The organism is Mesoflavibacter profundi (assembly GCF_014764305.1).
GTDB classification, from domain to species: domain Bacteria; phylum Bacteroidota; class Bacteroidia; order Flavobacteriales; family Flavobacteriaceae; genus Mesoflavibacter; species Mesoflavibacter profundi.
The window spans coordinates 896,980-912,014 of record NZ_CP061703.1; the positions used below are offsets into that span (position 1 = coordinate 896,980).

General features: G+C 32.2%; 14 protein-coding genes. 6 read left to right on the plus strand and 8 right to left on the minus strand.

The genetic code is table 11. From position 1 onward, the window contains the following. Positions 1-30 precede the first annotated feature (30 nt). Positions 31-1,035 (plus strand): NAD-dependent epimerase/dehydratase family protein, encoded by a 1,005-nt coding sequence (locus tag IFB02_RS04195; RefSeq protein WP_106686772.1) that lies wholly within the window; start codon positions 31-33, stop codon positions 1,033-1,035. Here IFB02_RS04195 and IFB02_RS04200 read toward each other — a convergent pair. The 3 genes from IFB02_RS04200 to IFB02_RS04210 are packed head-to-tail and all read right to left on the minus strand — an operon-like array spanning position 1,000 to position 3,557. Next, positions 1,000-1,473 carry a DUF4296 domain-containing protein gene (locus tag IFB02_RS04200; protein ID WP_106686771.1) on the minus strand — a complete coding sequence of 158 codons (474 nt, stop codon included), beginning with the start codon at positions 1,471-1,473 and terminating at the stop codon, positions 1,000-1,002. The genes IFB02_RS04195 and IFB02_RS04200 overlap by 36 nt on opposite strands. A gap of 2 nt (positions 1,474-1,475) precedes the next feature. Beyond that, complete coding sequence (locus IFB02_RS04205; protein WP_106686770.1) at positions 1,476-2,825, minus strand: dihydroorotase; 1,350 nt, start codon at positions 2,823-2,825, stop codon at positions 1,476-1,478. Positions 2,826-2,831: 6 nt separating this feature from the next. Then, a complete protein-coding gene (locus tag IFB02_RS04210) occupies positions 2,832-3,557 on the minus strand; it encodes a polyprenol monophosphomannose synthase (RefSeq protein ID WP_106686769.1) in 726 nt (241 codons plus the stop codon). 107 nt (positions 3,558-3,664) lie between these two features. Between IFB02_RS04210 and IFB02_RS04215 the strand changes: the two genes are divergently transcribed. Both IFB02_RS04215 and IFB02_RS04220 read left to right on the plus strand, forming a co-directional pair. Continuing rightward, positions 3,665-4,309: a DUF4271 domain-containing protein gene (locus IFB02_RS04215; RefSeq protein ID WP_106686768.1), complete on the plus strand. Its 645-nt coding sequence runs from the start codon at positions 3,665-3,667 to the stop codon at positions 4,307-4,309. Positions 4,310-4,331: 22 nt separating this feature from the next. Beyond that, positions 4,332-5,081 carry a uroporphyrinogen-III synthase gene (locus IFB02_RS04220; protein ID WP_106686767.1) on the plus strand — a complete coding sequence of 250 codons (750 nt, stop codon included), beginning with the start codon at positions 4,332-4,334 and terminating at the stop codon, positions 5,079-5,081. Between the two features lie 77 nt (positions 5,082-5,158). On the opposite strand, the gene pckA is transcribed toward IFB02_RS04220, so the two are convergent. Both pckA and IFB02_RS04230 read right to left on the minus strand, forming a co-directional pair. Then, positions 5,159-6,775 carry a phosphoenolpyruvate carboxykinase (ATP) gene (gene pckA / locus IFB02_RS04225; RefSeq protein ID WP_106686766.1) on the minus strand — a complete coding sequence of 539 codons (1,617 nt, stop codon included), beginning with the start codon at positions 6,773-6,775 and terminating at the stop codon, positions 5,159-5,161. A 63-nt stretch (positions 6,776-6,838) separates the two neighbouring features. Continuing rightward, a complete protein-coding gene (locus tag IFB02_RS04230; protein WP_106686765.1) occupies positions 6,839-7,231 on the minus strand; it encodes a DUF423 domain-containing protein in 393 nt (130 codons plus the stop codon). Positions 7,232-7,341: 110 nt separating this feature from the next. Here IFB02_RS04230 and IFB02_RS04235 point away from each other — a divergent pair, with 110 nt between their 5' ends. Then, complete coding sequence (locus IFB02_RS04235; protein ID WP_106686764.1) at positions 7,342-8,706, plus strand: saccharopine dehydrogenase family protein; 1,365 nt, start codon at positions 7,342-7,344, stop codon at positions 8,704-8,706. A gap of 191 nt (positions 8,707-8,897) precedes the next feature. After that, positions 8,898-9,368 carry an Lrp/AsnC family transcriptional regulator gene (locus IFB02_RS04240; protein WP_106686763.1) on the plus strand — a complete coding sequence of 157 codons (471 nt, stop codon included), beginning with the start codon at positions 8,898-8,900 and terminating at the stop codon, positions 9,366-9,368. A 177-nt stretch (positions 9,369-9,545) separates the two neighbouring features. On the opposite strand, the gene IFB02_RS04245 is transcribed toward IFB02_RS04240, so the two are convergent. Both IFB02_RS04245 and IFB02_RS04250 read right to left on the minus strand, forming a co-directional pair. Beyond that, positions 9,546-10,271: a Bax inhibitor-1/YccA family protein gene (locus IFB02_RS04245; protein WP_106686762.1), complete on the minus strand. Its 726-nt coding sequence runs from the start codon at positions 10,269-10,271 to the stop codon at positions 9,546-9,548. Positions 10,272-10,367: 96 nt separating this feature from the next. Next, positions 10,368-11,078: a zinc metallopeptidase gene (locus tag IFB02_RS04250; protein WP_106686761.1), complete on the minus strand. Its 711-nt coding sequence runs from the start codon at positions 11,076-11,078 to the stop codon at positions 10,368-10,370. 310 nt (positions 11,079-11,388) lie between these two features. Here IFB02_RS04250 and IFB02_RS04255 point away from each other — a divergent pair, with 310 nt between their 5' ends. Continuing rightward, positions 11,389-11,679: a GIY-YIG nuclease family protein gene (locus tag IFB02_RS04255; RefSeq protein WP_106686760.1), complete on the plus strand. Its 291-nt coding sequence runs from the start codon at positions 11,389-11,391 to the stop codon at positions 11,677-11,679. 326 nt (positions 11,680-12,005) lie between these two features. Here IFB02_RS04255 and IFB02_RS04260 read toward each other — a convergent pair whose 3' ends face one another. Continuing rightward, a complete protein-coding gene (locus IFB02_RS04260; protein WP_106686759.1) occupies positions 12,006-15,017 on the minus strand; it encodes a leucine--tRNA ligase in 3,012 nt (1,003 codons plus the stop codon). Positions 15,018-15,035 lie beyond the last annotated feature (18 nt).

Here is a 15,035-nt window from a genome sequence, read left to right on the forward strand (position 1 = left end):
ACAATATCTTATATTTATTACTTTAGTAGCATGATTTTAGTCACTGGAGGAACAGGATTAGTTGGCGCGCATTTGTTATTTCATTTATTAAATGAAAACCAATCTGTACGCGCTATTTACAGAAGCACTTCTAAATTTGAAAACGTTAAACGCATCTTTAGTTATTATACCAAAAATGTAGATGCTTTATTTGATAAAATTGAATGGGTTGAAGCCGACTTAAATAACATACCTCAACTTACAGAAGCTTTTAAAGATATCACCTACGTTTACCACTGTGCTGCATTGGTTAGTTTTGATCCAAATATGTTTGATTTACTTAAAAAAACTAACATTAAAGGTACTGCTAATATTGTAAATTTTTGCATTAGTAATAAGGTAGAAAAATTATGTTATGTAAGTTCTATTGCTGCATTAGGTGACACAGGAACTTCTAAAATTGTTACAGAAGATAACGATTGGAATAAAGAATTAGACCATAGCGGTTATGCCATTACTAAATACGGTGCAGAATTAGAGGTTTGGCGTGGTACACAAGAAGGTTTAAACGCAGTAATTGTTAATCCTGGAGTAATTATTGGTCCTGGTATTTGGCAAGAAGGTAGCGGATCTTTAATTTCTAAAACTTATAACGGATTAAAATTTTACACAACAGGCACAACAGCTTTTGTAGATGTTAATGACGTCGTTTATTCTATGGTAACTTTAATGAAAAGCGAGATTGTTAATCAACGGTTTATTGTAGTTGCAGAGCATTTATCTTTTAAAGATTTTTTTACAAAAACAGCAAATGTATTAGGTGTAAAACCACCAACTATAGAAGCAAAAAAATGGTTATTACAACTAGCTTGGCGATTGGATTGGTTATTAGGTAAATTGATAAATAAAAGAAGAATACTTTCTAGGCAAACCGCAAATAGCGCTGTATCTATCTCTAACTATAGCAATGCAAAACTTAAAGAATCTATTGATATATCTTTTAAACCTATAGATAAAAGTTTAGAGCTTACTTGTAATTTTTTTCTTAGTAATTAAAGAAGAGTCTTTAATAAACCTAGGTCTTTTCTCTTTGCTTGTTTTATTATTTTGTTTGCCTTTATTTTTAGCCTTTTGTTTGTCTTCTTTTTTCTGCTGTTCTTTGTATTTATCTCTTAATAAAGTTAGACTATCTTTTACTTTGCTGTAGATATTATCAAAAGTTTCTATATCGTAAGCATAGTAATTATTGCTGTTTACAAATTGAAGACTATCTATATTATGCTTTTTGTAAATAAATGCAACAGGAGTTATCCCTTTATTTTCTAGCGTTCTTTTGTTTATTCCTTTTCCTGCAGAAACAATTGCAATTTCTACTAGAACATCTACCATTTTATCTTCTGGTATTAAATTATCAGGTTTTTTAGGCTTTTCTATACCATAACAACCCAATAATATTAATGAGAGTAAACAGAAAACAACTAATTTAATTTTCATGACTAATCTCTATCAAAAGTTAAACGTTTTGCATATCTAGTATCATAAAACTTAAAGTTTTTATAAGCTAATCCTCCATTTACAAATGTATGCGTTATTCTTGACTTAAAAGTGGTTCCTTCAAATGGTGACCAACCACATTTATAAAGTATATTATCTTTATTTACAGTCCATGGATTATTTAAATTTACCATAACTAAATCTGCATAATAGCCTTCTTTTATAAATCCTCGTTTTTCTATTTCAAAAAGAATTGCTGGATTATGACAAAATTTTTCAACAATTTTTTCTATTGAAATATCGCCGTCATGGTACATTTCTAATAACGCAGGTAAAGCATGTTGTACCAATGGTCCGCCAGATGGCGCTTTAGTGTAAACGTTAGATTTCTCTTCAAAAGTATGCGGAGCATGATCTGTTGCTATTACATCTATTTTATCATCTAGTAACGCTTTAAGTAATTGATCACGATCTTTTTCTGTTTTAACTGCAGGATTCCATTTTATTAACGTGCCTTTATTTTCGTAATCTTTATCGCTAAACCAAAGGTGATGTATACATACTTCGGCTGTTATTTTTTTATCTTTTAATGGTGTTTTGTTATCAAAAAGCTGAGTTTCTTTACCTGTAGATAAATGAAAAACATGTAGTCTTGCTCCTGTTTTTTTAGCTAATTCTATTGCTTTAGAAGACGAAATATAACAAGCATCTTCACTTCTAATTATAGGATGAAAATGCACAGGAATATCATCTCCATAACGTTCTTTATAAATTTCAAGATTTGCTTTTATTGTAGCCTCATCTTCGCAATGCACAGAGATTAAAAGATCTGTGCTTTTAAATATTTTTTCTAAAACTTCTGGATTATCTACCAGCATATTTCCTGTAGAAGACCCTAAAAATAGTTTTAATCCTGCAACGTCTTTTTTATCTATTTTTAAAATTTCATCTAGATTATCGTTTGTACCACCAAACATAAACGAATAGTTTGCCCAAGCTGTTTTAGATGCTCGATCAAACTTATCGTTTAAAGCTTCTACTGTTGTAGTTTGAGGATTTGTATTTGGCATCTCGATAAACGATGTAATTCCACCAGCAATAGCTGCTCTAGACTCGGTTTCTATGTTTGCTTTGTGTGTTAATCCTGGTTCTCTAAAATGAACTTGATCGTCTATTGCGCCAGGTAATACGTATTGTCCTTCTGCATCAAAAACATTTACATCTGCAGATTTTGGGCTTATAGATTCGGCAATTTTTGATATATACTCGCCTTCTATTAGAATATCGCCATTAACAATTTTACCTTCGTTAACAATTTTTGCATTCTTAATTAAAGTGGTTTTTTGGTACATACTGCCTTATTTCTTATTAAATATACTTTTTAATTTCATTGTTATTACTCCAAAAATAGCTTCGGATATTATTCTTGAGCTAAGTTTGGATTCACCTTTTGTTCTATCTACAAAAATCACAGGTACTTCTACAATTTTAAAACGTTTTAGATAGGCTTTAAATTTCATTTCAATTTGAAATGCATAACCAACAAACCTAATATCTTCTAGATCTAAAGTTTCTAAAACTTTTCTTTTATAGCAAACAAATCCTGCGGTCGCGTCTTTAATTCGCATTCCTGTAATTAATCGCACGTAAAATGATGCGCCATAGGATAAAATTATTCTACCTAAAGGCCAATTCACAACATTAACACCTTTAACGTATCTAGAACCTATTGCTATATCTGCACCGTTATTGTGACAGGCTTGGTACAGTTTTTCTAAATCATTTGGGTTATGAGAAAAATCTGCATCCATTTCAAAAATATATTGATACTCTTTTTCTAAGCTCCAATAAAACCCATGTATATATGCTGTACCCAAACCAAACTTCTCTTTTCTTACCGTTAAAAAAAGTCGATCTTTATAAAGCTGTTGTAAATCTTTAACTTTTGCTGCTGTCCCGTCTGGCGAATTATCGTCCACTACTAAAACATGAAATTGTTTTGGTAAATTAAAAACAGCTTTTAAAATAGCTTCTATGTTTTCAATCTCATTGTAAGTAGGGATAATGACAATTGCGTCCTGCATTAATAGCTTTTAATTTTTTAGCAAATGTACATTTTATAGCCTTAAATGTTTATAAAAAAACCTTAATAATTAATTATTTTACCTATTAAATATAATAATTTTACCGCATGCTAAGACAAATTAATAATACAGATATTATTACAGCAATTTTTATTGCTTGTCTTTTATGTATTGCCATAAGTAAATTACTTTTTGGGAAACGCTTTGATATATTTTCTAATCTTATACTAACTAATCGATATATTAAAGCCTATATTAAAGAACAACACTTTTTTGAAACCTTTGACGCTTTACTATTTATAAACCTAATACTTAATGGCGGTATTTTTATTTATATAATTCAAAAAGCTTTGTCTAGCACTGTTTTAAGTCAACTTTTAATATTAAAATACGCTATTTTACTAGGTTCTTTTTTTATTGTTAAAGTATTAATTGAAAGATTGTTAGCTAGTGTTTTTAAAATAGACCATTTAATTAACAGCTACTTATTTAATAAAATTAGCTACAGAAATTATTTAGGACTTATCCTATTACCTGTTAATGCCATATTAATCTATTACGTTGACTATAGCGCAAATCTGCTATATATTTTAGGAATAAGCGTATTAGCGATTTACACAATTATTTTGTTAACATACTATAGCAAAAATCTTAATCTACTTAAGCAAAGCTTGTTTTATTTTATTTTGTATCTTTGCGCTCTCGAAATTGCACCATACATTATTGTTTATCAATTTATAGCAATAAAGTAGGTCTAAATAAATGATACGCTATATGAAAGTGAAAACAATTTTAGTCTCACAACCAGAACCTAAAATAGAAAATTCGCCTTATTTTGATCTTTCAGAAAAACAGAAAGTAAAAATCGACTTTAGACCTTTTATTCACGTAGAAGGTGTGTCATCAAAAGAAATTAGACAGCAAAAAGTAGATTTAAACAACTATACCGCTATTATCTTAACCAGTAGAAATGCTGTAGATCACTTTTTTAGAGTTGCAGAAGAAATGCGCTTTAAAGTTCCAGATACAATGAAGTATTTTTGTCAATCTGAAGCTGTTGCTTTTTACCTTCAAAAATACGTAGTTTACAGAAAACGTAAAATTTATGTTGGTAAACGTACTTTTGCTGAACTTTCTCCACTGATTAAAAAATATAAAGACGAGAAATTTTTATTACCAACTACAGATAAATTAAAACCAGAAGTACCAGAAACTTTAAACGGACTTGGTGTTAACTGGAAAGAAGCTATTTTTTATAGAACTGTAATTAGTGATTTATCTGATTTAGCAGATGTGTATTATGACATTTTAGTGTTTTTTAGTCCTTCTGGAATCGAATCTTTATTCCATAATTTTCCAGACTTTAAACAAAACAACACTAGGATTGCTGTGTTTGGAAATACCACAATAAAAGCTGTAGAAGCTAAAGGTTTAAGAGTAGATATTTCTGCTCCAACACCAGAAACTCCTTCTATGACTATGGCTTTAGAAAAATATATTAAAGAAGTAAATAAAGGAAAGTAATTACCTTTTTAAAATAAATTAAAAAGCGCTATCTAAAATTATTAGATAGCGCTTTTTGTTTAACACTTTATTTATTACTATTCAGCATAACGTTGCGGTCCGCCACGTCTTATTTCTTCGCTAGCATAAGATTCAAATTTCTCAAAATTTGATCTAAATGCATTAGCTAATTTAAAGGCTGTTTTGTAATATTCTTTATCATTATTCCAAGTTGCTCTTGGACTTAAAACTTCTGTTGGTACACCTGGACAACTTCTAGGTTGCGCTACACCAAATACAGAATGTATGTGATAATCGTTGTAATTATATAATCCTAAATCACCATTTAATACAGCATTAATCATAGCTCTGGTGTATTTTAGTTTTATTCTGCTTCCTACACCATAAGATCCGCCAGTCCATCCAGTATTAACTAACCAAACGTTTACGCCAGCTTCTTTCATCTTTTTGCTTAACATCTCTGCATATTTTGTAGGATGTAAAGGCATAAATGGTGCACCAAAACAAGCAGAAAAACTTGGTACAGGCTCTGTAATTCCAGCTTCTGTTCCAGCTACTTTAGCTGTATAACCAGAAATAAAATGGTATGCCGCTTGTGCTGGTGTTAGTTTAGAAATTGGAGGCAGAACTCCAAAAGCATCTGCAGTTAAGAAAAATATATTTTTTGGGTTTTTACCAATAGACGGTTTTTGGATGTTATCAATATGATAAATTGGATAACTAACACGTGTGTTTTGAGTAATTGAAGTATTTTCAAAATCTACAACGCCTTCATCGTCCATGATTACATTTTCCAGGATTGCGCCTCTTTTTATTGCTCTAAAAATATCTGGTTCTTTTTCTTCAGATAGATCAATTACTTTAGCATAACAACCACCTTCAAAGTTAAATACAGAGTTTTCTGATGTCCAACCATGCTCATCATCACCAATTAATTTTCTATTTGGATCTGCAGATAAAGTGGTTTTTCCTGTACCAGATAAACCAAAGAAAATTGCTGTTTCTCCATTCTCTCCTACATTTGCACTACAGTGCATTGGCAACGTGTTTTTAAATACCGGAAGTATGAAATTTAAAGCAGAAAATATTCCTTTTTTGATTTCGCCAGTATAACCTGTTCCGCCAATTAAAGCTATTTTACGTGTAAAATCTAAAATTGCAAAGTTATGTTGGCGTGTTCCATCTACTTCTGGATCTGCCATAAAACCTGGAGCATTTACAATGGTCCATTCTGGAGAAAAGTTAGATAATTCTTCTTCAGTTGGACGTAAAAACATGTTATAAGCAAACATATTACTCCAAGGATACTCGTTTATCACACGGATGTTTAATTTATAATTATCATCTGCACAAGCATAAGCATCTCTTACAAATACTTCTTTACCAGATAAATAATTAGTGACTTTGTCGTAAAGCTTTTGAAATTTATCAGAATCAAACGGAATGTTAATATTTCCCCACCAAACTTTATCTTCAGTAATACTATCTTTTACTATAAATCGGTCTTTAGGAGATCTTCCAGTAAATTCTCCTGTGTTTACAGCTAGTGCACCAGAAGACGCTTCTACACCTTGACCTTTTTCAATGGTTACGTCGTGTAATTGATCTGGAGACAGTTGATAATTAACTTGAGCATCTTTGATTCCGTATTGTTCTAACGAAATCGTTTTCGTAGATTGTGTATGGTTTACCATAATTTGTTTGTGTTGTTTAAAGTGCAAAGGTAAAATTTAATATAAATTAACGCTAACTAAAAGCTATTTATTCTCTTTTAGTTTAAAAAAATTAAGTAAAATTATTATCCAAGAAGCAATTAATAAGCTACCACCAATAGGAGTTATAAAAGCTATTTTTTTGAAATCAAATCCTGTTAAATCATTTGTAGCAAGACCATAAATCGAACCTGAGAAAAAGATAACACCAACAAGTATTAAATAAAATATTGCTGATTTTGCTTTTAGTGTAATCTTATCTGTTAGTCCTATAAACAATAAAAATAAAGCATGATACATTTGGTAGCGTACACCAACCTCAAAGGTTTGTAATTGATCCGCATTTAATACTTGTTTTAATCCATGAGCACCAAAAGCACCAATAATTACACTAGTTAGTCCTAAAATAGCAGCAAGTATTAAAATTCTTTTATTCATAATTACTTAATCTTAACGCAAAAATACGGTAAGTATTTATTAAATTCGTATTAAAATACTATTTACTTTAAAAATAATTTACAAAAAATTACAATACAGTTTTTCTACATATGCGACATATTTTAGTTATAGGTTCCGGTAAATCAACCTCTTACTTATTTAAATATCTTTTGGATAAATCTGATTCTGAAAATTTACACATAACAGTTGGTGATTTGGATCTAGATAATGCAAAAAAAATGATTGGCAATCACCAAAATGCTACAGCAATAACGTTAGATGTTTTTGATAAAACCTCTAGAGAAAATGCTGTTAAAAATGCAGATATCGTTATCTCTATGTTACCTGCTAGATTTCATATAGAAGTAGCAAAAGATTGTTTGACTTACGGTAAAAATATGGTTACAGCATCTTATATAAGTGATGAGATGCAAGCACTAGACCAACAAGCTAAAGATAAAGGCTTAGTATTTATGAACGAAATTGGTGTAGATCCTGGTATTGATCATATGAGTGCTATGCAAGTTATAGATCGTATTCGTGATAATGGCGGAAAAATGATACTGTTTGAGTCCTTTTGTGGCGGACTTGTAGCACCAGAAAGTGATAACAATCTTTGGAACTACAAATTTACTTGGAATCCAAGAAACGTAGTTGTTGCAGGACAAGGTGGCGCAGCAAAATTTTTACAAGAAAACACCTATAAATATATTCCTTACCACAGACTATTTAGACGTACAGAGTTTTTAGATGTTGAAGGCTTTGGACGTTTTGAAGCTTATGCTAACCGCGATTCTTTAAAATATCAAAGCGTTTACGGATTAGACAATATTAGAACATTATACAGAGGTACAATGCGTCGTGTAGGTTTTTCTCGTGCTTGGCAAGCATTTGTTTTATTAGGTATGACAGACGATAGCTACACTATAGATGATAGCGAAAACATGAGTTATCGTGACTTTGTAAATTCTTTTTTACCATATAGTCCAACAGATTCTGTAGAGCTAAAATTTAGACATGCGTTAAAGATTGATCAAGATGATATTGTTTGGGATAAATTTGTAGAACTTGATATTTTTAACCCAAATAAAATGGTACAACTTAAAAAAGCAACACCAGCGCAAATCCTACAGAAGATTTTAATGGATAGTTGGACATTAGCACAAGAAGATAAAGATATGCTTGTGATGTACCACAAATTTGGTTACGAATTAGATGGTAAAAAACACCAAATAGACGCCACTATGGTTTGTGTAGGCGAAGACCAAACCTATACCGCTATGGCTAAAACCGTTGGTTTACCAGTAGCTATCGCAACATTAGCCATTTTGAATAAAAAAATTACAACACCAGGTGTACAATTACCAATACATAAAGAGGTATACACACCAATTTTAAAAGAATTAGAAGATTACGGTATTATTTTTAAAGAAACCAAAGTTCCTTATTTAGGTTACAACCCTTTAAATATCTAAAATTATTATAGCGTTACCGTACCGAACAAATCGGTACGGTCGGGCTATTCTTTACAATTCCTCGCTCTTACCTCGCTGTGGGATTTTCAATACTATCCCTAACGCGCTTGCCAAAGGTAATTACACAAAATAAAGTTTTAGTTTAAAACAAAATACTTACTTTTATCTTTTAAACTATAAGCTTAACTCTTTTGAAAACTTCAAATAACAACCTTATTATAGACGGTATTGATAAAAAAATACTTCGTGCACTAATGGAAGATGCGCGTACACCAGTATTAGAAATTGCTAGACAAGTTGGTATTTCTGGTGCAGCAATACACCAACGTTTGCGTAAGCTAGAAAAATCTAAACTTATTGCAGGCTCTAAGTTTGTTATTAATCCGAAAGTTTTAGGCTATACTACTATGGCGTTTGTTGGAATTTATTTAGATAAAGCTATTAGTAATCCGCAAGCCGTAAAACAATTACAAAAAATACCAGAAGTATTAGAGTGCCACTACACAACGGGTAACTGGAGTATTTTAATTAAAATCCTTTGTAAAGACAACTCGCATTTAATGCATTTATTAAATAGTCAAATTCAATCTATAGAAGGTGTATCTAGAACCGAAACATTTATTTCTTTAGATCAACAGATTGAAAGACAAATTAAAATCTAAAACGATACAATTTTAGAATAAATCGAATAAAAAAACACCTCAAAATTTTAATATTTTGAGGTGTTTTTTTGCGTTAAGGATTGAGCAACTGTCGGAGCACATCTTTGATTGCGACTTGCGAAAGCCTGACTCACTTTTGCCATTAAAAGCAAAAGTGGGTAACGCCCAAATTGTAATCTAGTCTCTTGACATAAATATTCTTAAAATGTACCAGAATAGTAACATTAATGAGGCAAATAAGCCTAATGCTGCTGGTATATAATCTTCGGTTGTGTATTTATTTACAATTTCTGAAGTTTGATACAGGATTGATCCACCTGCTAATAAACACATACCTACAGAGAACCATAATCCTAAATCAAAACCAAAAATCATTCCTGCAATAATTAATCCTAAAGCAATAAAAAATCCAATGGTTAATCCTGCTCTTAAAAACGAAAAGTCTTTTTTTGTTAATAAGACTACTGCAGATAATCCTGTAAATAAGGATAAGGTTACTAAAGCTGCTTGTTGTAATATTTGAGCGCCAGTTTCCATATAAAAAGCTGCAATATATATCATAGGAATAAAGATAATAGCTTGCGCTAATATGTATAAGCCATACATTAAATACTGTTTGTTTTTATCGGCAGTTTTCATTGCTGTACTTTCGGCATAGGTAGTAATTAACATAAATCCTCCAAGTACTAATAGCCATTTGTATCCATCTATCATAGATAACATAAATTCTACAATGGCGTCACTTTGTAATAGTAAATACTCAAAAAGTATAAATACTAAAACGCCACCTGCAACATGACTGTAAGTTTTCTTGTAAAATGCTACGCGATCTACTTCTGAAGCAGCACTAACCAATGCTCTACTTTCAAATTGGTTAAACGGACTTTCTTGATTGTTTTCCATAAAATTATAGTTTGATTGTTAGTTTAAAAGTAAACAAATAAGCCGAACAAAAAAGTATTTTATTCGGCTTATTTATAACTATTTTATTTTAGAATTCTAATCTCGACTTCCAAATACTTGTAAAGCCCAATACAATAGCGATGCTAAAGCACCAATAGCTGCAACTAAATAGGTTCTTGCTGCCCATTTTAAAGCATCTTCACTACCTGCATATTCTTCTGGTGTTACCATGTTTTTTGCTTTTAACCATGCTAATGCACGATTACTTGCATCATACTCTACTGGTAAAGTGATAAAACTAAATAGCGTTGCAAATCCCATCATAACAAGTCCTGCTATTGCTACATAAAAACCGCTACCACCTAAAGCGTTAGAAGCCATTAATGCTATACCACCAATAATAACCCATTGTGACATACTTGAAGTTACTTGCACAACTGGTACTAATTTAGATCGCATTGTTAAATATTGATATGCTGTTGCATGTTGTACAGCATGACCAACTTCGTGCGCTGCAACTGCTGCAGCTGCAGCATTGGCATGATTGTAAACCACTTCACTTAAATTAACGGTTTTATCTACCGGATTGTAATGGTCTGTTAACTGACCTCTTGTAGAAATTACTTTTACGTCTTGTATACCATGATCGGCTAACATTTTTTCTGCTATTTGAGCGCCTGTCATCCCATTACGTAAGTGCACTTTAGAGTAATGTGCGAATTTTCGTTTTAACTGGCTACTTACCATACCACTTACTAAAGCAATAACACCTATTAGTATGTAGTAACCCATATATCCTGTAAACATGATTTTTAAATTTTATATTTAGAATTTAAATATAACAAAAAGTAAGCCAATTTAGTGTTAGGTAATTTTGTCAGATTAGTATTTGATTAATTTTACTTTGCGGACAACCATAATAGGAAAGCTTGTCACTTCAAGTGAATTATTGTATCTATAAGTTTTTAGGTTGCCTCAACTATTGCGGAAAGTTCTCGATACAACGCTCCTTATGTCGCGTCACTCGAACTGACGTATTGGAATTAAAACTACCGTCACTTCGAGTGATTTGTGAGACACGAACAAATTGTATCGAGAAGTTTCATATCTTTTATACATGAAAATCTCTTATGTATATATTTTAAAATGTTCTGATAATACCTACTATACAGGAATTACTTCTAATTTAGAACAACGGATTACAGAACATAAGCTTGGAAAACATATTGAAAGTTATACCTATAAACGAAGACCTATCGAACTTAAGTTTTATGCTGAATTCTCCGATATAAGTATAGCAATTCAAACAGAAAAGCAAATTAAAAAATGGTCTAAAGCTAAAAAAGAAGCATTGATTAATGATGAATTTGAAAAGCTTCCTAATTTGGCTAAAAAGAAATTTAAATAAATAGTTCTCGATACAACGCTCCTTATGTCGCGTCACTCGAACTGACGTATTGGAATTAAACCTACCGTCACTTCGAGTGATTTGTGAGGTACGAGCAAATTGTATCGAGAAGTTTTATGACTTAAATATTTAAATAGTTTTATCCACTACAAAAGTTCTCTACACAACGCTCCTTAGGTCGCGCCACTCGAACTGACGTATTGGGATTAAATCTATCGTCACTTCGAAAGATTTATGAGACACGAACAAATTGTATCGAGAAGCAAAAAAAAGCCTTCAAAAATTGTTGAAGGCTTTTCTTTATAAAATGTTATTTTATTTAGGTTTTATCCTACGATATTCACAATTTTACCTGGCACAATAATTACTTTTTTAGGTGTACGACCTTGTAATTGTTCTTGTGTTTTTTCGTGAGCCATAACGGTTTTTTCTATTTCGTCTTTGCTCATATCTAACTGTAATTCTAGTGTAAAACGCATTTTACCGTTAAATGAAATTGGATAATTCTTACTACTTTCTACTAAATGTTTTTCTTCAAAAACTGGGAAAGGCGCTGTAGAAATTGACATTTCATTACCTAATTGGTGCCATAACTCTTCTGCTATATGTGGCGCGTATGGCGATACTAAAATTAGTAATGGTTGTAAAATATCACGACTTGTACATTTTTGCGCTGTTAGCTCGTTAACTGCAATCATAAAAGTAGATACCGATGTATTGAAAGAGAAATTCTCAATATCTTCTTCTACCTTTTTAATGGTTTTATGTAAGGTTTTCAGGTTGTCTTTTGTAGGTTCTGCATCGGTAATTTTTAAACCATTATCGTCTACGTATAACTTCCATAATTTTTTAAGGAAACCATGCACACCTGTAATACCAGCAGTATTCCAAGGTTTTGCTTGCTCTAACGGACCTAAAAACATCTCATACAAACGTAGGCTATCTGCACCGTAATCTTCACAGATTTGATCTGGATTAACCACGTTGTATTTTGATTTAGACATTTTTTCGACTTCGCGAGCAGCTATGTTTGTTAAAATTTTTGAATTAGAATTTTCTGGGTTCCAATTAAAATATTTTTCAAAATCTATTTCATTAGAAGAATTCACATATTCGACTGGAATTGGAATTTTTCTTAGGTCTTCCTTGGTAATTTCAGCATATTGAACTCCGTAATCTTTGAATAAATCGTGAAATTTTTCGTCGTTTTCCGTAATTTTCACAATATCTTCCTTAGTATAATTTCCTGATATTAATTTATTATATAATTCTTCTGATATTATATAAGTGTTTTTAACACCTAACTTTTTAAGCTTGTTGAAGTAATCTGATTTTTGCATTAATTCACTTACATCATGAACATCATTTGCTTGAAAATTAACACCTCTTTTTAAAACAAATGCATATGCACTAGTCCCAAGTATCATTCCTTGGTTTATTAGCTTTTTAAAAGGTTCATCTACGTTTACAAAATGTCTATCTTTTAAAAACTTAGTCCAAAAACGTGCATATAATAAATGTCCTGTCGCGTGCTCACTTCCGCCAATGTATAAATCTACATTTTCCCAGTAGTTAAGTGCATCTTCGGTTGCAAATGCATTACCACGATTAGCTTGTTCTTCCATATATCTAAAGAAATACCAAGAACTTCCTGCCCAACCTGGCATGGTGTTAAGCTCTAAAGGAAATACCGTTTTATCATCTATTTTATCGTTGCTAACCACTTGGTTTAATTGCGTATCCCAAGCCCAAACATCTGCACGACCTAATGGTGGCTCGCCAGTTTCGGTTGGTAGATATTTTTCTACTTCTGGTAAGGTAATTGGCAAATGTTTTTGGTCTATCATTTGTGGCATACCATTAACATAATACACTGGGAAAGGTTCTCCCCAATAACGCTGACGACTAAATACTGCGTCACGTAAACGGTAGTTGGTTTTTCCTTGTCCTTGTCCAATTTGTTCTAGCTCAAAAATAGCACGTTTGGTTGCTTTTTTATAGTTCATTCCGTTAAGGAAATCGCTATTAGCAATCACGGTTTTTTCTTTATCTGCAAACGCTGCTTCGCTTATATCTACACCTTCAAAAATATTTGGGATTTCGATATTAAAATGTTTTGCAAAATCGTAATCACGTTGGTCGCCACAAGGTACAGCCATTACTGCTCCAGTACCATAACTAGCTAGTACGTAATCTCCAATCCAAATTGGGACTGGTTCTTTAGTAAACGGATGCTCTGCATACGCGCCTGTAAATGCACCAGAAATGGTTTTTACATCTGCCATACGGTCGCGTTCGCTACGTTTTGCAGTTGCTTCGATGTAGGCATTTACCTCATCTTTTTGTTCTGGTGTTGTAATTTTTGAAACCAAATCGTGCTCTGGCGCTAAAGTCATAAAACTTACACCAAAAATAGTATCTGGTCTTGTGGTGAATACTTCGATTGTTTCGTTATGATCTTTTACGTTGAAAGTTACTGATGCTCCAACCGATTTACCAATCCAATTACGCTGACTTTCTTTTAACGCATCTGTCCAATCTATGCCATCTAAACCTTGTAATAATCGTTCTGCATAAGCCGAAATACGCATAGACCATTGTGTCATTTTTTTACGCACAACAGGATGACCGCCACGTTCTGAGACGCCATTTACAATCTCGTCGTTAGCTAAAACGGTTCCTAAAGCCGGACACCAATTTACTTCGGTTTCTGCTAAATACGTTAATCTGTATTTTAATAATATGTCTTGTTGTTTTTCAGATGAAAAGGCTTGCCATTCTTCAGCAGAAAATGTTTCAACTGTTTCGTCACAAACAGCGTTAACTGTTGCATTTCCTTCCGAAGAAAAAAGCGCTTCTAATGTTGAAATGTCTTCAGCTTGATCTGAATCTACATTATACCAAGAGTTGAACAGTTGAATGAAAATCCACTGCGTCCATTTGTAATATTCTGGATTACTGGTACGTACTTCTCTGCTCCAATCAAAAGAAAACCCAATTTTATCTAACTGTTTTCTGTACGTAGCAATATTGGTTTTTGTAGTAATTGCAGGATGTTGTCCTGTTTGGATTGCATACTGTTCAGCCGGTAACCCAAAGCTATCATAACCTTGCGGATGCAATACATTAAAACCCTTATGGCGTTTGTAGCGCGCATAAATATCACTAGCAATATACCCTAACGGATGTCCAACGTGTAATCCTGCTCCAGATGGATAAGGAAACATGTCTAACACGTAATATTTAGGTTTTTCGCTGTTGTTTTCGGCTTTAAAAGTTTCGTTTTTGGCCCAATACTGTTGCCAATGGTCTTCTATCTTTTTAAAATCGTATTGCATCTTGTTGTTTTTCGGCTT